This is a genomic window from Acinetobacter sp. UBA2581 (assembly GCF_002339435.1).
Classification (GTDB): Bacteria; Pseudomonadota; Gammaproteobacteria; order Pseudomonadales; family Moraxellaceae; genus Acinetobacter; species Acinetobacter variabilis.
The window spans coordinates 1-20,310 of the sequence record NZ_DDLD01000112.1 but is presented as its reverse complement, the minus strand read 5'-3'; the positions used below and the strand labels follow the sequence as shown (position 1 = coordinate 20,310).

Annotated in this window: 17 protein-coding genes and 1 pseudogene; 8 read left to right on the top strand and 10 right to left on the bottom strand. The window is 41.3% G+C overall.

The genetic code is table 11. The features are described 5' to 3' along the window. Window positions 1-6 precede the first annotated feature (6 nt). The 7 genes from B3Q46_RS14310 (at window position 7) to B3Q46_RS14280 (ending at window position 9,043) form a co-directional block, all read left to right on the top strand. Entirely contained in the window at window positions 7-1,176 is a 1,170-nt protein-coding gene (locus B3Q46_RS14310) for a DegT/DnrJ/EryC1/StrS family aminotransferase (RefSeq protein ID WP_004780505.1), read from the top strand. A 135-nt stretch (window positions 1,177-1,311) separates the two neighbouring features. Next, window positions 1,312-3,186, top strand: coding sequence for a polysaccharide biosynthesis protein (locus B3Q46_RS14305; RefSeq protein WP_004780506.1), 1,875 nt, complete (start codon window positions 1,312-1,314; stop codon window positions 3,184-3,186). 26 nt (window positions 3,187-3,212) lie between these two features. After that, window positions 3,213-4,094 (top strand): UTP--glucose-1-phosphate uridylyltransferase GalU, encoded by an 882-nt coding sequence (galU, locus tag B3Q46_RS14300; protein WP_004780508.1) that lies wholly within the window; start codon window positions 3,213-3,215, stop codon window positions 4,092-4,094. 11 nt (window positions 4,095-4,105) lie between these two features. Continuing rightward, window positions 4,106-5,362, top strand: a complete 1,257-nt coding sequence (locus B3Q46_RS14295) for a nucleotide sugar dehydrogenase (protein WP_004780509.1) — start codon at window positions 4,106-4,108, stop codon at window positions 5,360-5,362. Continuing rightward, complete coding sequence (gene pgi, locus B3Q46_RS14290) at window positions 5,362-7,017, top strand: glucose-6-phosphate isomerase (protein WP_004780510.1); 1,656 nt, start codon at window positions 5,362-5,364, stop codon at window positions 7,015-7,017. Before B3Q46_RS14295 ends, pgi begins: the two co-directional genes overlap by 1 nt. Before the next feature lie 22 nt (window positions 7,018-7,039). Continuing rightward, entirely contained in the window at window positions 7,040-8,056 is a 1,017-nt protein-coding gene (gene galE, locus B3Q46_RS14285; protein ID WP_004780511.1) for a UDP-glucose 4-epimerase GalE, read from the top strand. Window positions 8,057-8,671: 615 nt separating this feature from the next. Continuing rightward, window positions 8,672-9,043, top strand: a complete 372-nt coding sequence (locus B3Q46_RS14280; protein ID WP_051065349.1) for a beta-1,6-N-acetylglucosaminyltransferase — start codon at window positions 8,672-8,674, stop codon at window positions 9,041-9,043. Between the two features lie 77 nt (window positions 9,044-9,120). On the opposite strand, the gene B3Q46_RS14275 is transcribed toward B3Q46_RS14280, so the two are convergent. Next, window positions 9,121-10,491 (bottom strand): phosphomannomutase/phosphoglucomutase, encoded by a 1,371-nt coding sequence (locus B3Q46_RS14275; protein ID WP_004780514.1) that lies wholly within the window; start codon window positions 10,489-10,491, stop codon window positions 9,121-9,123. Window positions 10,492-10,634: 143 nt separating this feature from the next. Here B3Q46_RS14275 and B3Q46_RS14270 point away from each other — a divergent pair, with 143 nt between their 5' ends. Then, on the top strand, window positions 10,635-11,699 hold the full coding sequence (locus B3Q46_RS14270; RefSeq protein ID WP_286716369.1) for an acyltransferase family protein: 1,065 nt from the start codon (window positions 10,635-10,637) through the stop codon (window positions 11,697-11,699). A 56-nt stretch (window positions 11,700-11,755) separates the two neighbouring features. Here the strand turns inward: B3Q46_RS14270 and B3Q46_RS14265 are convergent. The 9 genes and pseudogenes from B3Q46_RS14265 to B3Q46_RS14225 form a co-directional block, all read right to left on the bottom strand. After that, window positions 11,756-12,127, bottom strand: a pseudogene (locus B3Q46_RS14265) (SIS domain-containing protein); the annotation flags it as partial. A 280-nt stretch (window positions 12,128-12,407) separates the two neighbouring features. Continuing rightward, window positions 12,408-14,246 carry a glutamine--fructose-6-phosphate transaminase (isomerizing) gene (gene glmS / locus B3Q46_RS14260; protein ID WP_286716367.1) on the bottom strand — a complete coding sequence of 613 codons (1,839 nt, stop codon included), beginning with the start codon at window positions 14,244-14,246 and terminating at the stop codon, window positions 12,408-12,410. A gap of 12 nt (window positions 14,247-14,258) precedes the next feature. Then, complete coding sequence (gene glmU / locus B3Q46_RS14255; RefSeq protein WP_286716366.1) at window positions 14,259-15,623, bottom strand: bifunctional UDP-N-acetylglucosamine diphosphorylase/glucosamine-1-phosphate N-acetyltransferase GlmU; 1,365 nt, start codon at window positions 15,621-15,623, stop codon at window positions 14,259-14,261. A gap of 20 nt (window positions 15,624-15,643) precedes the next feature. After that, window positions 15,644-16,165 carry a phosphatidylglycerophosphatase A family protein gene (locus B3Q46_RS14250; RefSeq protein WP_286716364.1) on the bottom strand — a complete coding sequence of 174 codons (522 nt, stop codon included), beginning with the start codon at window positions 16,163-16,165 and terminating at the stop codon, window positions 15,644-15,646. Then, window positions 16,143-17,060 (bottom strand): thiamine-phosphate kinase, encoded by a 918-nt coding sequence (thiL, locus tag B3Q46_RS14245; protein WP_286716363.1) that lies wholly within the window; start codon window positions 17,058-17,060, stop codon window positions 16,143-16,145. The genes B3Q46_RS14250 and thiL overlap by 23 nt, the downstream gene beginning before the upstream one ends. Before the next feature lie 17 nt (window positions 17,061-17,077). After that, entirely contained in the window at window positions 17,078-17,527 is a 450-nt protein-coding gene (gene nusB / locus B3Q46_RS14240) for a transcription antitermination factor NusB (RefSeq protein WP_005233270.1), read from the bottom strand. A gap of 4 nt (window positions 17,528-17,531) precedes the next feature. Beyond that, window positions 17,532-18,002: a 6,7-dimethyl-8-ribityllumazine synthase gene (gene ribE, locus B3Q46_RS14235; protein WP_004895821.1), complete on the bottom strand. Its 471-nt coding sequence runs from the start codon at window positions 18,000-18,002 to the stop codon at window positions 17,532-17,534. A 19-nt stretch (window positions 18,003-18,021) separates the two neighbouring features. Beyond that, window positions 18,022-19,137, bottom strand: coding sequence for a bifunctional 3,4-dihydroxy-2-butanone-4-phosphate synthase/GTP cyclohydrolase II (gene ribBA / locus B3Q46_RS14230; RefSeq protein ID WP_286716359.1), 1,116 nt, complete (start codon window positions 19,135-19,137; stop codon window positions 18,022-18,024). A gap of 412 nt (window positions 19,138-19,549) precedes the next feature. Continuing rightward, the coding region (locus tag B3Q46_RS14225) for an aldehyde dehydrogenase family protein (protein WP_286716355.1) at window positions 19,550-20,310 on the bottom strand (761 nt) is incomplete at its 5' end.

Genomic DNA, 20,310 nt, shown 5'->3' with positions numbered 1-20,310 from the left:
AACATCATGTTAAACACTGCATTTGAACCATGGCCAAGTTTTACTCAGGAAGAAGCGGATGCGGTTTCCCAGGTTTTGTTGTCGAATAAAGTCAACTACTGGACCGGACAGGAATGCCGCGAGTTTGAAAAAGAATTTGCCCGATTCGCAGAAACTCGGTATGCAGTGGCATTGGCTAATGGAACTGTAGCACTTGATGTCGCACTCAAGGCATTAGGTATTGGCGCAGAGGATGATGTGATTGTGACCTCACGTACCTTTCTGGCCTCGGCTAGTTCTATTGTAACGGCTGGGGCAAACCCGATCTTTGCTGATGTCGAACTGGACTCCCAAAATATCTCCCGTCGCACTATTGAAGCGGTCATCACACCCAATACCAGAGCCATTATCTGTGTGCATCTGGCAGGATGGATGTGTGACATGGATCCGATCATGCAGCTGGCTGCCGATAAAGGCCTGTATGTGATCGAAGACTGTGCACAGGCGCATGGAGCAAAATATAAAGGTAAATCTGCCGGCTCAATCGGTCATGTTGCGGCCTGGTCCTTCTGCCAGGACAAGATTATGACTACAGGCGGTGAAGGCGGTATGGTCACCACCAATGACGAAACCCTGTGGAAAAAAATGTGGTCCTATAAAGATCATGGTAAAAACTTTGACAGTATATATAACAAACAGCATCCACCGGGATTCCGCTGGTTACATGACTCCTTTGGTACCAACTGGCGCATGATGGAAATGCAGGCTGTGATTGGACGGATTCAATTGAAAAAGATGTCCAAATGGACAGCACAGCGTAATGCAAATATGGAAAAAATTTATGCTGCATTTGCAGATAGTCCATATTTTACAGTTCATCGTCCATCAGATGATTATGTACATGCTGCCTATAAATGCTATGTACAAGTCAATACTGATGCTTTACCAGAAGGCTGGTCACGTGACCGAATCATGACTGAAATTAATGCCGAAGGTGTACCATGTTTTAGTGGGTCTTGTTCAGAAGTCTACTTGGAGCATGCTTTTGATGACACGCCATGGCGTCCAAAAGAGCGTCTGAAGAATGCTCAAAAACTGGGTGAAACCAGCCTAATGTTCCTCGTGCATCCAACGTTAACAGAAAATAATATTCAAACAACTAAAGATGTTATTCAGCAGGTGATTAGTCGCATATAATTCTCTAGGATTCAATCATGTAAAGTGTATCTTTACAGGTACACTTTAAACATTTATCCAAGTTTTTACCTCAATTCTCTCTAATATTTAATATGAGGTAAAAAATTATAAATAATTATTGAGAAGACACAGCAAGTGAAATCTATCATTCTACCTTTAGTTGAATCTCCACGTGCGGCTAAACAGACATTTCTCGTTATTTTAGACTTCTGCATATTTCCCGTCCTGATCTGGCTTTGCTATGCCATTCGTCAATTCGATCTAGGTGCAGAAGTCGTTCCCAATATTCCTTTTGGTACAGTTTGGGTCAGTGCCATTGCTGTATTGGCTTTATTTGTTTGTGGTGTTTATCGTTTTATTGTTCGTACTTTTAATGAATTTTTTATTGTCAAATTAGGATTAGCCACTGTTCTGGCAGTCATTGGTTTATATTTGCTTGCGTATGCGACGCACGCTTTCATTCCTACTTCTATTCCTTTGATGTTTGGCTTTATGATGTTTGCCTGGGTCTGGTTTAGTCGGGGATTGATCCGCTTTATTGTTCGTTCTTACTTATATGCAGGCGTATCTAAAAAACGGATTGCGATTTATGGGGCAGGTTATGCAGGACAGCAGGTTGCAGCAACTTTAAATCGTTCTAATGAGCATTTACCAGTCATGTTCATTGATGATGATCCTTCTCTAAATGGGCAAAATATTGGTGGGATCCAAGTTTATGCACCAGAAACTGCATTAAGATGTTTTACTAAACTACGTATTGATGAAATTCTGATCGCACTTCCTTCCGTGGGACGTATCCGAAAAAGCGAAATTGTAAAATTCTTGGAACCTGCACATTTGAAAATTACAGAGATTCCAGGGCTGACTAAACTGGTCAATGGTGAAATTCGGGTTTCTGATATTCGGGAAGTCGATATTATTGACCTTTTAGGACGTGATCCAGTTCCTCCTGTAGCCGAACTACTAGAAAAAAATATCAAAGATAAAGTTGTGATGGTTACAGGGGCAGGAGGCTCCATTGGTTCAGAGCTATGCCGTCAAATTATTAAAAATCAACCGGTAAAACTTATTATCTATGAGTTGACAGAGTTTGCTTTATATAGCATCGATAAAGAATTACGTCTTAGTGCCAGCTGTGAAATTATTCCAATTCTAGGTTCGGTAATGGATGAAAGTAAACTGGAACGGGTCATTGAGCAATATGGCGTTCAAACTGTCTATCATGCTGCTGCTTATAAACATGTCCCTTTAGTAGAATGTAATCCATTGGCAGGCTTAAAAAATAATGCGGTAGGGACGGCCTTTAGTGTCAACGCTGCAGTGAAAAAAGGTGTAGAAACCTTTGTGCTGATTTCGACTGACAAAGCAGTACGTCCGACCAATGTCATGGGTGCGACCAAACGTATGGCAGAGCTTTATTGTCAGGCCATGGCTGAAGCACAGAATCAAACCCAGATAAGTATTGTACGTTTCGGAAATGTCTTAGGTTCATCGGGTTCAGTTGTTCCATTATTTAAACAGCAGATTGCTAAAGGTGGCCCTATCACCGTCACTGATCCTGAAGTCACACGTTTCTTTATGACGATTCCTGAAGCTTCACAGTTGGTGATTCAGGCAGGTGCTTTAGGTACCGGTGGCGATGTATTCCTACTCGATATGGGTGAACCGGTAAGAATCCAAGATCTTGCTCGTCAGATGATTTCACTGAGTGGTTTAAAGGTGAAAGACAGTCAAAACCCCGATGGTGACATTGAAATCCAATACACTGGCTTGCGCCCAGGCGAAAAACTATATGAAGAGCTGTTAATTGACCAAGAAAATACAGAGATTACTTCACATAAGCGAATTTTAAGGTCAGTAGAAAAACACTATCCTTTAGCTGAAATTCTGGAAGTATTTAATCGTATGCATGTGCTGACAGCGACTCAAAGTGATGTAGATTGGGCTTTAATGCAGCTTGAACATTATGTCGATGGTTATCAGCGTGGTCAGGAAATTAAAGTAAATTAAATTTGGAAATAATTAGGTTGAATAAAATGATTAAAAAAGCAATTCTCCCTGTCGCAGGACTTGGCACACGTTTTTTACCAGCTAGCAAATCCATTCCCAAAGAAATGGTGACGGTAGTTGACCGTCCGGCCATTGAATATGTCGTAAAAGAGGCCATTGCGGCTGGAATTGAGCAAATTATTTTGGTGACGCATTCTTCCAAAGCATCGATTGAAAATTATTTTGACCGTAACTTTGAACTTGAAACTACACTTGAGCAAAAAAATAAAACCGATTTGCTTAAAGAAGTTACTGAAATTTTACCCCCTCATGTTAGTGTGATTAGCGTACGTCAGCCACAACCTTTAGGCCTTGGTCATGCGGTACTTTGTGCTAAAGCTGTCATTGGTGATGATGACTTTGCTGTCCTGTTACCGGATGTTCTAGTTAAAGAGCAAGATACACAAAATGACCTGTCTCGTATGATTCAACGTTATGAACAGTCTCATGCATCACAAATCATGGTTGAAGCAGTTCCTGATCATCTGGTTGATCAATATGGGATTGTGGATGTTTCTGCTTCGCCTGCGGAAGGTGAAAGTACAGTGATGCAAGGTATTGTGGAAAAGCCGGCGATTGGTACCGCACCATCGAATTTATCTGTGGTAGGTCGTTATATCCTTCCGGCAAAAATCATGCAACTTTTGGAACAGACCCCACGCGGGGCAGGTAATGAAATCCAGTTAACTGATGCGATTGCGCTGTTACAACAGACAAATACTGTCGAAGCTTATCGGATGAAAGGTCAAACCTTTGATTGTGGTAGCAAGCTCGGCTATCTTAAGGCTGTATTGTATTATGGTGTAGATCATCCCAAACTCGGTGCTGAGTTTAAAGCATTGATTCAGGAGCTTTCTTTAAAATTATAACAAGGAGTGCTATGAAAGTTGCAGTATTAGGAAAAACCTTATTCTCGGGGGTCATTTCGGCCCTGTTAGCTGAATGTGGTCATCAGGTCGTATGGTGTAATAGCTTCAATACAGGTGAGCCTGCTCGGACTTACTTTCAGGATGAATCCTTACAACTATTATTACAAAAACAGGAAGAGTCCGGTTTTTTAAACTGTTGTGATTTTCAGCATCTGACCTTTAATCAGGATGTCTTTTTCTTTAGTTTTAATGCAACCGAAGAGCAGTTGGCATTTCAAATGTTAAATACCATTCATCATGCCTGCTTCGCGCACCCTAAACTGATGATTAATGCATCTACCTTTGGTTTGCATGGTACAGCGCGATTTCAGCAGCTTTTGCCGAATGATGACTGGGTCTATCTTCCAGATATTATTCAGGAAGGGAATGCTATTCGCAGTTTCGTTCAAGCGACTCAACTGATTGTGGGTTGCGATCAGCCAGATGTACAGCTCAAAGTTAGAGAGCTGTTACGTCCCTTATTTCCTCGAGCCCAGCAATATCTGTTTATGCCTATTCTGGATGCAGAATTTACCAAGCTGAGTATTTCCGGCATGCTGGCTACGCGCATTAGTTATATGAATGATCTGGCGAGCGTTGCGGAAAAACTGGGGATTGATATTGAGCAAGTCCGTCAGGGTATGGCAGCCGACAATCGTATTGGTTCCGCTTATCTATTTCCTGGCGTGGGCTTTGGTGGAGAAAACTTTTCTCATGATATCCGGACATTGACCCATGCTGTGGCAGATTCTGGGGTAAAAAACCAGTTACTAGAACAGGTGTGGGATATTAATGAGCAACAGAAAGAACTGTTATTCCGGAAGTTGTGGAATTATTTCCGTGGAGACCTACAAGGGAAAACAGTCGCCATCTGGGGAGCTGCATTTAAAGAAAATACGCCAAGTATCCAGCAATCTCCGGTACATGCCATGTTGGCAGCATTGTGGGCACAAGGTGCGACAGTGAAATTGCATGATCCGCAGGCTTTGACCAATATTGAACAGATTTATGGTCAACGTACCGATTTAATTTTATGTGAAGACCAGTATCAGGCGGTAGAAGATGCAGATGCATTGTGTTTAATCACGGCCTGGAAACAGTATGGTAGCCCGGATTATGCTTATCTCAGCAAGTTGATGCAGCATCCTTTGATTCTGGATGGACGTAATCTCTATGACCCTGCTTATATCAAGTCACGCGGTTTTAACTATATTGGGGTGGGACGTTGATGTTAGACCAGCTTAAATCAGACCAGAATAGCAATAATGCTTATAAAAAGCTGAATTCTGTAAAAGAACAATTGAAATCGATCCATTTACGCCAACTCTTTGCAGCAGATCCTGAACGGTTTAATCAGTACTCGGTGCAATTTGAGCAGGTAGTTTTTGACTATAGCAAACATAGAGTCAATCATGATGCTGTGCAGCATCTGATTGAATGGGCAGAGACACAAAATCTAAGATCCTGGATCGGGTCTTTATTTTCCACTCAGACGATTAACTATACTGAACAACGCGCAGCTATGCACTGGGCCTTACGTTTGCCGAAAGAGGACCAGCAGCATGAAGATCTGGCAGCTGAAGTTCATGCTCAGCTAGACCGTATGTATGCTTTGGTCGAGCAGATTCATGCCGGACAACGCCGTGGCGCTACCGGTGAAGTCATTCAGGATGTAGTGAATATTGGGGTAGGGGGATCTGACTTAGGACCGCTAATGGTTAGTCATGCGCTCTCGGATTTCAAATATCAATCTGCCAAACCCTTGAATGTGCATTTTGTTTCGACGATGGATGGTAGTCAGCTATCAGAATTGCTGCATCAGTTACGTCCAGAAACCACGCTTTTTATTATTTCTTCCAAGTCATTTGGAACGATTGATACCTTATCTAATGCTCAAACAGTGCGTTTATGGCTGGAAAAATCTTTAGGCCAGCATCCTTCTATTGTGAAGCATCATTTTATTGGAGTATCCACTAAACCTGAAAAAATGACAGCCTGGGGAATTTCACCTGAAAATCAGCTGTTGTTATGGGATTGGGTCGGTGGGCGTTATTCTCTCTGGTCGTGTATTGGTTTGCCGATTGCACTCAGTATTGGCGTGGACGGTTTTAAACAACTGCTTGCTGGTGCTTATGCCGTCGATCAGCATTTCCAGTACAAGCCTCTGGAACAGAATATTCCAGTATTAATGGGCTTACTGGGTGCCTGGAATACAAATTTTCTGGATATTCAGACCCATGCTATCCTGCCTTATGATGGACGTCTGAAATATTTCGCGTCTTATTTACAGCAACTGGAAATGGAGTCTAATGGTAAATCCATCCAGCGCAATGGTGAAAAAGTACAGCTCGACACTTGTCCGATTATTTGGGGCGAAGTCGGACCAAATGCTCAACATGCCTTTTACCAGCTGTTACACCAAGGCACCCAAGCGGTCAGCTGTGATTTTATTGCTCCTATAAAACGTTATAACAGTCAACAATATACCTACGTTGATAATGCTGATGCTTTGATTGAACAGCATCATCTGGCTTTATCTAACTGTTTGGCTCAATCACGTTTACTGGCATTTGGTAATGATGCTTTGGATCAGACTGAGTTACAGGGCTTACCAGCTTATAAACAATATGAGGGTAACCAGCCAAGCAGCACTATTTTATTACAGGAATTAAATCCTTATAGTCTGGGGATGCTGATTGCCTTATATGAACATAAAGTTTTTGTGCAGTCGGTGCTTTGGAATATTAATCCCTTTGACCAATGGGGCGTAGAAAAAGGCAAGGAAATTGCCAATCAGTTATTGCCTATACTGAATGGTGAGCAAACTGATATTAGCGGCTTAGATGGTTCAACCCAGGGTTTGATTAAAATCCTAACAGCTTAATTAAAATTATAATAGGAAAGACATGGCTAAAATTTTAGTGACGGGTGGAGCAGGGTATATTGGTTCACATACCTGCTTGGAACTATTAAATACGGGGCATGACGTCATAGTATTGGATAATTTATCCAATAGCTCAGTTGAGTCTTTAAATCGTGTCCAACAGTTGGCTCAAAAAAGCCTGAAATTTGTAGAAGGTGATATACGGGATAGTCAGATCTTAGACCGAATATTCCAGGAAAATACCATTGATGCGGTGATTCATTTTGCTGGCTTAAAAGCAGTCGGTGAGAGCCAGCAAATCCCCCTTAAATATTTTGAAAATAATATTTCCGGTTCAATTAGCCTGGTACAGGCCATGGAGCGTGCTGGAGTCTTCTGTCTGGTCTTCAGTTCTTCAGCCACAGTCTATGGGGAGTTTAACCCTTCACCTTATCAGGAAGATATGCCTCTAGGCATGCCCACCAATAACTATGGCTATACCAAAATGGTGGTTGAACAGTTATTGGAGAAGACCGCTCAAGCCAATCCACAGTGGTCGGTTGCCTTGCTGCGCTATTTTAATCCGGTAGGTGCACATAAAAGTGGCCAGATCGGAGAAGATCCACAAGGTATTCCGAATAACCTGATGCCATTTGTTACACAGGTGGCGGTAGGACGACGTGAAAAGTTGTCGATCTTTGGTCATGATTATCCGACTGAAGATGGGACATGTGAGCGGGATTTCATTCATGTCGTTGATCTGGCCAAAGCACATGTTTTGGCAATTCAAAACCGTTTGCAACAAACGGGTTGTCGTGCCTGGAATATCGGTACAGGAAAACCTATTTCAGTACTGGCAATCAAGAATACCTTTGAGCAAGTAAATGGAATAAATATTGCATTTGAATATGCACCAAGGCGAGTTGGTGATCTGGCCAGCTTCTATGCAGATAGCCGCCGTGCGACAGAGGAACTCGGATGGACGGCTGTTTATACTCTCGAGGATATGCTAGCTGATAGCTGGAACTGGCAAAAGCAGAATCCCCATGGATATGGATAATAAAATATGAATTTTATTTATGGGATTATGTGTCATCAATTAACTAATCCACTTGTTTATCTTGTAAATGAGCTGATTAAAAGTCCTAATAGTAAAATTTTAATTCATGTAGATAAAAAAATCAGGTCTTGATCATATAAAAAAATCGTTACCAAGCAGCTCACAAATAGAATTTTTGACAGAAAGAGTGGATGTGCATTGGGGTGGTTATACTCAAATTGAGGCCACTCTAAAACTTTTAAATTATGACAATCAATTTGAATATCAGTATTTTTCTTTATTGTCTGGTGATGATATTCCCTTAATGCCTATTGAAAGTAGACCTCTTGCGTTAGTCAAAATTTAATCAGTGATAAACGTTGATTTTTAAATAAATATTAAAGTCTAAAATAGTCAAAAATAATACTTTCGCAAGAGGTCTAGTATAGAAAAATATCTTTTAAGCAGTGATCAGGAATATATCGGTTATGAACTTCAAGCAGATCTAAGAAGCCGGATTAAATATTTATATCCAGATTTTTTTTCATTAAAGAAAAATCAATTTCAGAAAAAATCAAATGTAAGCTAATTATTCTCTTACATAGACTTGGTTTCTATACTCAAAATATAAAAGGATTGCCGAAGTTATATAAAGGATCTTTATGGTTTATATTAAGCTATCAGGCGGTTCAATATATTTTAGACTTTATAAAAAATAATAAAGACTATGATTCGGCCTTTAGAAAATCACTATGTGCCGATGAAATTTATTTCCATACCATTATTCAAAATTCATATTTACAAGAACGAATTTGCCATCCAGAAGATGAGGAACAAGTATCGGAAAGGGGATTAAGATATATCGACTGGATGTCAGGACCAGATTATCCCAAAATTTTAGATGAGTCTGATTTTGATAAGATGAAGCAATCAGGCATGTTATTTGCCAGAAAAGTGAAGGCAAATATCGATATAGATCTGCTCAAACAATATTTTCAATATTCATAATAAAAAGCCCCCTTCAAAATGGACAGTTCGTCTAATTTGAAGGGGGGCTTTTCTAAAGTTTTTTCTAATAGATAGAATTATCCCTGAATTAACTGGGTGAGCTCATCTACATAAGACTGCATTGGGCGAGGGTGCTGGTCACGGCGGCTTTCAATATTTAAGCGTAACAAAGGTTCAGTATTGGAAGCACGAACGTTAAAGCGCCACGCCCCAAAGTTCAGGCTGACGCCATCTGTCTGATCGATTTCTGGTTGCTGGTCGGCATAATGATCAAAGATTTTTTGGATAGTTGCCTGAGTATCTGCGACTTTAAAGTTGATTTCACCCGAACAAGGAAATTTGGCAATCATCTCTTCAACCAGGGAAGATAGTGATTTTCCAGTTTCAGATAAAACTGCGATGGCAAGCAACCATGGAATCATGCCACTATCACAATAAGCAAAGTCACGGAAATAGTGATGAGCACTCATTTCACCGCCATAGGCTGCGTTGTGTTCACGCATGACATCCTTAATAAAAGCATGTCCTGATTTTGACTGAATAGCTGTTCCTTGATATTGTTCGACAACATCAAAAGTATTCCAGACCAGACGTGGATCATGCACGATTTTTTCGCCAGCTTGTTTTAGCAAGAAAGCCTGTGCCAGTAGACCGACAATATAATAGCCTTCAATAAACTGACCTTTTTCATCAAACAGGAAGCAACGGTCAAAATCGCCGTCCCAAGCAATGCCCATGTCAGCTGAATGTTGAATCACCGCATCACGTGTACTGGCACGATTTTCAATCAGAATCGGGTTAGGAATACCATTCGGGAAATTACCATCCGCCTCATGATGAATCTTAATAAATTCGACTGGAATATTAAGTTCTTTAAATTTAATCTCAATTGCATCAATCACGTGACCCGCTGCACCATTACCTGCATTCACCACCAGCTTCATTGGTCGAATTTTTGCTGGATCAATATAACTCATCAGGTGATCAACAAATTCAGGCAGGATATTATATTTTTTTGTCGTACCCTTGCTTGTAACTTCAGCGAATTCATTATTTTCAGCCAGTGCCTGAATGTCTTTAAGGCCGGTATCTGCGCTAATCGGACGGGCATTTTCACGGACCAGTTTCATTCCATTATAATCCATCGGGTTATGACTGGCAGTAATTTCAATGCCGCCTTGAACATCCAGATGAAATGCACCAAAGTAAACTTCTTCAGTGCCGGTCATGCCCAGATCGAGGACGTCAACACCTGCATCATTTAAACCACGAATGGTCGCCTGTTTTAAATCTTCACTAGTCAGGCGTACATCACAGCCAACTACAACGGTCTTTGGTTGATAAATCTGTCCATAGGCACGACCAATGCGGTAGGCGATATCTTCATTTAATTCGGTACCTAACTTGCCGCGAATATCATAAGCTTTGAAACAAGAAAGTTTTTTCATAATTTATTATTTAAGAGTACAATTGAAAAATATATTCTAACCCAAATAAAGATTTTTACCATTCAGCCGGTTACATAATATTAAAATAATGTTTCATTTGAAAAATAAAGTATTGTACTAGAAAAATTATAAGGACGAAAAATATGTCTAATAATAAATTATATTCAATTAATATATTGAGATTTATTGCTGCAAGTTTTGTCTTGCTCAGTCATATAGAAAATAAAGTTCATCAGTATAATATTCTGTCTTTAGAGTGGTATCGATTTAGAGGACCAGGTGTTGATATTTTCTTCGTAATGTCTGGGTTTATTATCTGTTTAACGACAGCTAAAAAGAACATAACCCCTATAAAATTTTTAAAAGGCCGTATGCAAAGAATATTGCCTCTTTATTGGTTTTTTACTACTGTGGCTCTTTGTATTTTTTTATATAGCCCTGAACTCATTAATATGAGTGGTGGATATACAAGTATTATAGCTTCTTATTTACTAATTCCAGGGGAGCATAAGTTCCTTGTTCAAAATGGCTGGACCCTAAGTTATGATATTTATTTCTATATCATTTTTGCTTTATCTCTCTATTTTTTTAGAAATAAAATAAATTATATTGCATTAATAGCGGTATTAACCTTTTTACCTGCTGTAGGAATATTGGTATTAAATTTAGATAAAGTATTCTTTTTTAATGTGATTCTTTTGGAGTATGCCTTGGGTATTTGTGCATATCTCATTTATATTGAATGCAATTTAAACTTTATGCTGAATATTATTCTCATTCTATTGGGAACAGCACTTATTTTCTTTCAGAATATATTTAATGTGTTTGAAACTGGATTTGGTCGTGCTTTGGACAGAGGAGTGCCCGCCTTTTTATGTGTGGTTGGTGTGATTGGTTTAGAAAGCTTTTTTAAAAACCATTATCATAAATTTGTAAATATTTTAGATAGATTAGGGAACACGTCTTACTCTATTTATCTGAGTCACCCATTCATACTGGTTATAGGAACAAAATTATATATAAGCTATTACTTTTTTCAAAATCTTAATTTTGCTTTGTTTTTATATGTGGTCTGTATTTTCATTGGATACTATGTAAATAAATTTATTGAAGTACCTTTAAATAGAACAGTTAAGAATTCATTTAACTCAAATTCTATATGGATATTAAAGATTAAAATATTTATTCAGAATCTAAGAAATATATAGTTAACCTGTTATATGAGAGTAAGCAATATCCTCATATAACAGGCTAATTTTATGGATTATTCAACCGTTACTGATTTTGCCAGATTACGTGGCTGGTCAACATCAGTACCACGCAGGACTGCCACATGGTAAGACAGTAGCTGTACTGGAATACAATAAACAATTGGCGCTAAAACAGCGTTTACTTCAGGAATATGTACGACATGCTGGCGTTCTTTGGCTTTAATACCGCTATTTTCATCAGCGAAGACAAATAATTCACCACCACGTGCCTGAACTTCTTCCATATTGGATTTCAGTTTATCAAGCATGTCATCCTGTGGCGCCAGAATCACTACTGGCATATCATTATCCACCAGTGCCAATGGACCGTGCTTCAGCTCACCCGCCGCATAACCTTCCGCATGAATATAAGTATATGAGAGTAATAAAGTTTCATCCTTTGTTGTGCATAAGTATTTGTTTTTATTGGTTCCAAAATTATATTGTATTTATTAAAGTATCATACTATAGGCAGGGCTAGTCTAAATTTAATTCTATCAAAATAAAAAAAGTTTCATACCAAAATACTGAAAATACTGAAAATACTGAATATATTTTCTTTATTTTGAAAATTCGTATGAAACTTTATTACTAAGTATGATTATTTATTACCTAGTATTTAACTTTATTACTCAAAAACAACATATAACAGGCTAATTTTATGGATTATTCAACCGTTACTGATTTTGCCAGATTACGTGGCTGGTCAACATCAGTACCACGCAGGACTGCCACATGGTAAGACAGTAGCTGTACTGGAATACAATAAACAATTGGCGCTAAAACAGCGTTTACTTCAGGAATATGTACGACATGCTGGCGTTCTTTGGCTTTAATACCGCTATTTTCATCAGCGAAGACAAATAATTCACCACCACGTGCCTGAACTTCTTCCATATTGGATTTCAGTTTATCAAGCATGTCATCCTGTGGCGCCAGAATCACTACTGGCATATCATTATCCACCAGTGCCAATGGACCGTGCTTCAGCTCACCCGCCGCATAACCTTCCGCATGAATATAAGAAATTTCTTTCAACTTCAGTGCACCTTCCAGTGCAATCGGGAAGTGTGTACCACGACCGAGGAACAGACAGTGCTGTTTCTCTACAAATAGTTCAGAGAGGCGCAGAATTTCATCATCATGACTTAAGGTATCCAGAAGTACCTTAGGCATATGCCATAGTCCAGTGGTGATCTCAGTCATCTGTTCAGCTGAAATGGCATTTTTCACTGTACCAATTTTTAGCACCAGTAGCATTAGTGCAGCCAGCTGAGTGGTAAAAGCTTTGGTTGAAGCCACACCAATTTCAGGACCCGCTAAAGTCAGCAGACTGTAATCTGTTTCACGTACCATTGAAGAAGTTGCAACATTACAAATCGTCATCGTCGTAATGTTTACACCTTTTGATACAGCACGTTTTTGGGTATCACGCAGAGCAGCTAAGGTATCGGCTGTTTCACCTGACTGAGAAATACACACATAGAGTGTGTTATTGACAATCACTGGCGTACGGTAACGGAATTCACTGGCAATCTCGACCTGACAAGGCAGATCAATCAGCTGTTCAAACCAGTATTTAGCAATCATGCCAGCATGGTAACTGGTACCACAGGCAATAATTTGGATTTGCTGGATTATTGAAAAATCCTGTTCAGCATTCACCAGAAAATCTTCACGCAGTGTATTGCCATTCAAGGCTTGTGAAATGGTCTGTTTTAGCGCTTCAGGCTGCTCATAGATTTCTTTGAGCATGTAGTGCTTATATTCACCCTTAGAAGCATTGCTCACGGTTGCATCCAGTTCTTTTACTGGGCGATCCACCAACTGGCCATCAACAAATACTTCAATGGTAGTACGGGTTAAACGTGCAATATCGCCTTCTTCAAGATAGATGAAGCGATTGGTAATTGGTAATAAAGCCAACTGGTCAGAACTGATAAAGTTTTCACCAATCCCGACACCAATCACCAATGGTGAACCTTCACGAACAGTAATCAATTCATCTGGATGATCTGTATGTACGATCCCGAGCGCATAAGCGCCTTTCAGCTGTGGTACGACCTGACGAACAGCTTCAAGCAGGCTAGGGGTAGATTTCAGTGCATCATTGACCAGATGAGCAACCACTTCGGTATCGGTCTGAGAAGTGAACACATAGCCTAAAGCTTCAAGATCGTCTTTCAGCTCCTGGTAGTTTTCAATGATACCGTTATGAACCACAGCAACATTACCCGAAATATGGGGATGAGCATTGTTTTCAGTCGGTTTACCATGAGTTGCCCAGCGTGTATGAGCGATGCCTAATGAACCATTAATCTGTGATTCATTCACAGCTTGTTCAAGGTTCGCGACTTTACCCACACGACGTTCACGGAGCACCTGGCTATTACTGATTAAGGCCAGACCCGCAGAGTCATAACCACGGTATTCAAGACGTTTTAGGCCTTCAATTAAGATATTGCTGATATTACGTTCCGCGATGCCACCGACGATACCACACATACTAACTTCCTCTTATTTATTGATTTTTTGCGGACGCTGATAGTTTTCTTTGGCAAATTGCTTAGAACGTTCTACCGCTAAACTGTTCTCTGCCACATCACGGGTAATCGTTGAACCGGCTCCCACTGTCGCGCCATTACCGATCTGGACCGGTGCAACCAGAGAGCTGTTAGAACCAATAAAAGCATGATCCCCAATGATAGTCTTAAATTTGTTGGCACCGTCATAGTTGCAGGTAATCGTCCCTGCACCAATATTGGAACCGCTACCGACTTCAGCATCACCTAAGTAAGTGAAATGATTCGCTTTAGAACCTAGACCAATGCTTGAGTTTTTGACTTCAACAAAGTTGCCAATATGGACTTCAGCTGCCAGTTTTGTCCCTGGACGCAAGCGTGCAAATGGACCAATCTGTGCATCTTCACCGATAACAGCATTATCAAACACGCTATATGGCTGAACTTTAGTACCCGCAGCAATCTTGGTATTTTTAATCACGCAGCCTGCACCGATTTCAACATTATCACCGAGTTCGCAATCACCTTCGATAATGACATTGATATCGATACGCACATCTTTACCAACAGTGAGTTGGCCTCTTAAGTCAAAACGGCTTGGGTCAATCAGATGTACACCTTGCTGCATCAACTGTTTAGCTTGATAAGCCTGGAACTGACGCTCCAATGCAGCCAGTTGTACACGGTCATTGACGCCTTCCACCTCAAAAGCCAGCTCAGGTTCTACAGATGCAACACTCATACCATCTGCCAGTGCCATTGCCACGATATCCGTCAGGTAATATTCACCTTGGGCATTGTCATTGCTTAAACGTGGTAGCCATTCATGTAATTTGGCATTGCTGACTGCATAAATACCGGTATTAATTTCTTTAATTTGACGCTGTTCTTCAGAAGCATCTTTATGTTCAACAATGGCTTGAATCTGACCATCTTTACGCACAATACGACCATAACCACTGGCATCTGCAAGCGTTAATGTCACTAGGCCAATACCTTGCTCTTGAGTAGCATCGAGCAGATTCTGAAGCGTCTGCTGGCTAATACAAGGGACATCACCAGACAGGATTAGTGAAATACCATCTTTCGGCAAAACAGGTAGTGTCATTTGTACGGCATGACCGGTACCAAGCTGTTCAGCCTGTTCTACCCACTGGATATCTTGGTCTGCAAATGCGGACTGAACCTGCTCACCGCCATGACCATAAATGGTAATAATATTGTCTGCATTGAGTTTTTTTGCTGTGTCGACCACATGGCCGAGTAAAGGTCGTCCTGCAAGCGGTTGTAATACTTTCGGTAATTTGGAACGCATACGGGTTCCTTTACCTGCAGCAAGAATAATCACAGTCGTAGACATGTTCTAATCCTAGATATGGCTTAAGCCATCGTGAAGTAAAAATAAATCCAAATACAAAGTGCTGCCCAGAGGCCAGCGATAATGTCATCTAGCATGATGCCAAAACCACCCCCAACTTGACGGTCAATGACTCGAATCGGCCAAGGTTTCCAGACATCAAATAATCGGAACAGGACAAAACCGATGAGCAACCATAACCAGTTCATCTGGCCTAAATAGATCAGGGGTAAAAATGTGATGGATTGTCCTGCAAATTCATCCCAGACGATGCGGCCATCATCATGAACCCCCATGACCTTGGCAGTATGCCCGCAGATATATATGCCAATCAGGGACATGATAGCAATGGCAAAAACACTGTTTAGAAAACCAAGATGCAGCCAAATAGGGATAAATAAAAGTGCAAAGGCCGAACCAAAGGTACCGGGTGCTTTAGGTGCCAGACCGGAACCAAAACCAACCCCACTAAAGACAATCAGTCGGTCGGTCCATGACATGGCTTTAAAATTGATCGCAGGTTTATGCAAAATGTTGATACCCATTAAATTGAAGTGAATGATCTACGCCATCTTTTTCAAAAGTTAAGCCATGTTGCTGCTGAATTGTGCCGATTATACTAATCGAAACATCAAGTTGTTCTTGCAATAATTTTTCGTAATTTTGCGGGCTTATTGTAAAGCATAATTCATAATCATCGCCACCAGCGAGGGCATATTTCCATTTTTGTTCATCACTTAAGGCATGCAGGGCAGGACTCATGGGTAAGTTTTCGAGTTGCAGCTTTGCACCGACTTGAGAGGCTTTGAGAATATGTCCCAGATCCTGTGCGAGGCCATCCGAGACATCAATCATACTGTTGGCTAGGCCTTTTAAGGCAGTACCCAACTGACAGCGTGGGGTTGGATAATCCAAACGTTTCTGTAATGGATGACCAAGATGATTTAAAGCAAAAGCAGCATCACCCACTGTACCGGATACACAAATCAGATCACCAGGCTTGGCACCTGAACGGGGTACAGCTTTACCAATCTCTACCCAGCCCAGGGCAGTCACAGATAAGGTCAAATGAGGACTTTGTGTGGTATCACCACCAATTAAGCTCACACCAAATTGATCGCAACAATCATAGAGACCCTGACTAAAGGCTTTTAACCAGTCATGATCAATTTGGGGTAGGCTCAAGGCGAGTAAAATACTATGCGGGGTCGCGCCCATGGCTGCAATATCAGAAAGATTAACAGCGACAGATTTCCAGCCAATCGCATGAGGATCGGTGTCTAAAGGAAAATGACGTCCAGCAACGAGGGTGTCGGCACAGATGACCAGTTGTTGCTGTAGAGGAGGGGTGAGCAAGGCTGAGTCATCGCCAACGCCTAAATCGACAGAATTTTTATTCTGACGATTAAAATAGGTATCGATAATCGAAAACTCAGCCATACAACAATTCGACTAGATTAGTTGGCTTGCTGTTTTTCTGCTGCACGTAAAGTTGTCGCTAAACGGTCCAATACACCATTGATGTATTTATGGCTGTCTGCACCGCCAAAGTGTTTAGCTAACTCAATTGCTTCATCCAGAACCACCCGGTATGGAATCTCAAGATGTTCTTTGAGTTCATAGGCGCCTAGGCGAAGTGTAGCGAGTTCTACACCATCAAGTGCAGAAAGTTCACGATCCAGCACAGGGATAAGCAAAGCATCCAATGCTTCATGATTAGCAACCACTTGAGTCAACAATTCATGATAATAGCTGAGATCCACTTTGTGCATGGCATTGTCCACACGAGTACGTGCTTCAATCTCATGCACCGGATTGTGGCTCATCTGCCATTCATAAATTCCTTGTACAGCAAAGCGACGTGCTTTACGTTTTGCTGCATAAGTTGCTTGAAGTGTTTGCGACATAGTGTTAAATAGCCTTTAACAAGTTAACCATTTCAATAGCAGTCAAGGCAGCTTCACTACCTTTATTACCTGCTTTTGTACCCGAGCGTTCAATCGCCTGTTCAATACTATCCGTAGTGAGTACGCCATTAATGACAGGAAGACCAGCGTCCAGACCAACTACGCCTAAACCTTTGGCACATTCACCTGCCACGAAATCGAAGTGCGGTGTGCTACCACGAATCACAGCGCCCAAGGCAATGATGGCATCGAAATTACCAGTCGCTGCTAATTTTTTTGCAACGATTGGAAGTTCCCAGGCACCAGGTGCATGAACGACCGTGATATTATCCTCTGATACACCATGGCGTTTCAATGTATCAACGGCACCTTCTAACAGATGTTCAACAACAAAGCTGTTAAAACGACCAACTAAAATCGCATAACGGTCTTCGTTCGCGAGATGTAACATACCTTCAATACGGCGAACAGCCATAATAACCTCGATTTTTATCTTAAGATGTGTGTTGTGCGGTGATGTATTCCACCACTTCTAAATTAAAACCTGACAATGCATTAAAGCGTAATGGTGAACTCAGCAGCTTCATCTTTTCTACGCCGAGGTCACGTAAAATTTGTGCACCGACACCAATGGTCTGATACTGCTGGGAAAGTGCAGCATTGGATTTTACATTTTTTGGTGCTGTCAGTATATCCAGGGCAGGGCCTAAGTCCTGTAAATGGCGCTGGCCAATCCAAACCAGAACACCACGATCACTGTTTGAAATTTCTTTTAAGGCACGGTCCAGATTCCAGGCCGGTTCACCATCTTGCTTGTTGAGCTTTAATAAATCACGGGTTGGGTTAAAGCCATGCACACGTACAGTCGTCACGCCGTCTTTAGGCTGACCTTTCACCAGTGCCAAATGAATGTCCGGGTTACCGATTTCACGGTAACGATAGAGATCAAACACACCGTATTCAGTATCTATAGTTTGCTGGTCAATACGCTCAACCGTTTGCTCATTGGTCATACGGTAGTGAATCAGATCAGCAATAGTGCCAATTTTCAGGCCATGTTTTTCTGCGAAAATTTCAAGATCTGGACGACGCGCCATAGTGCCGTCTTCTTTAATGATTTCACAGATCACAGATGCAGGTTCCAGACCCGCAAGACGAGACAGGTCACAACCGGCTTCAGTATGACCGGCACGGTGCAATACCCCACCTGGCTGTGCCATCAATGGGAAGATATGACCAGGTTGTACGATGTCACTTGGTTTGGCATGTGCAGCCACCGCAGTTTGAATGGTGTGCGCACGTTCAGCTGCAGAAATACCGGTAGTAATTCCGTTGGCTGCTTCAATTGAAAGGGTGAAGTTGGTTCCGTGCTGAGCGCCATTGGCATCTACCATCAAGGGTAGATTTAACTGCTGGCAACGTTCTTTGCTTAAAGTCAGGCAAACCAGACCACGCGCATGGGTGATCATAAAGTTGATGTCTTCAGGACGCACGTGGGTCGCAGCAATCACCAGATCGCCTTCATTCTCACGGTCTTCGTCATCCATCAGGATAACCATTTTTCCTTCACGGATATCTGCTACAAGCTCTTCAACTGTATTGAGCGGCATCAACCTTCACCTTCTTTTTTGATCTATACCAGACCGAATCATGACATTATTACTGCATAGTCTAACGCTTTTTAAGCAATTTTGCCTATGCTTATTGCTTTCCCTCAGGGGTTCATTGTTATACACAGTCTTGCGTAGCATGAAAAGTCGACTTTAAATGAAAGCACAGGCTTTATGCTGGATTTTTAAACGATCGGAAAGCATAAAAAATGACAAACTTATTTAAAATCAACATAACTATAAATAATCTCTTATTTTTTATGCAGTTTGATTTATTAGTTTAATACAGCCCTTAAAAATACGTATACCTCCCCATTCTTTCCTTTATAAATTTTTTACCAATCAGTTTAAAATTCTTTTTGAAATAATGAATGAATCAGGCGGACCGAAGTCCACCCGAATTTAGATCAGTTTAGAAGAAGCCTGCTGGTTTGGTTGAATAACTCACTAACAGGTTTTTGGTTTGCTGATAATGATCCAGCATCATGCGATGGTTTTCGCGGCCAATCCCGGATTTTTTATATCCACCAAAGGCTGCATGAGCCGGGTAGATGTGATAGCAGTTGGTCCAGACCCGACCGGCCTGAATCGCACGACCAGCACGGTAGGATGTATGCGCTGAACGTGACCAGACACCAGCACCGAGTCCATAAATCGTATCATTGGCAATCTTGATGGCTTCATCGAAGTCTTTAAAAGTCGTCACAGCCAATACCGGTCCAAAAATTTCTTCCTGAAAGGTGCGCATGTCATTGGAACCTTTAAAAATCGTTGGCTCAATATAAAAACCTTGTCCCACTTCCTGACGCTCATTACCGCCTAATAAGATTTCTGCACCTTCTTCGCGGCCTGTTGCAATACAGCCCAGAATTTTGTCCTGCTGTTCTTGTGAAGCCTGCGCGCCGATCATGGTGTCAGTATCCAGTGGATGGCCTGTCTTAATCCGTTTTACTCGTTCCACGGCACGCTCAAGAAACTGGTCTGCAATACTTTCCTGAACCAGCGCACGTGAAGGACAGGTACAGATTTCACCCTGGTTCAAGGCAAACATAGCAAAGCCTTCCAGGGCTTTTTCCAGGAAGTCATCTTCCTGATCCATAATGTCTGCAAAGAACAGGTTTGGAGATTTACCCCCAAGTTCCAGAGTCACTGGAATAATATAGGACTTACGCA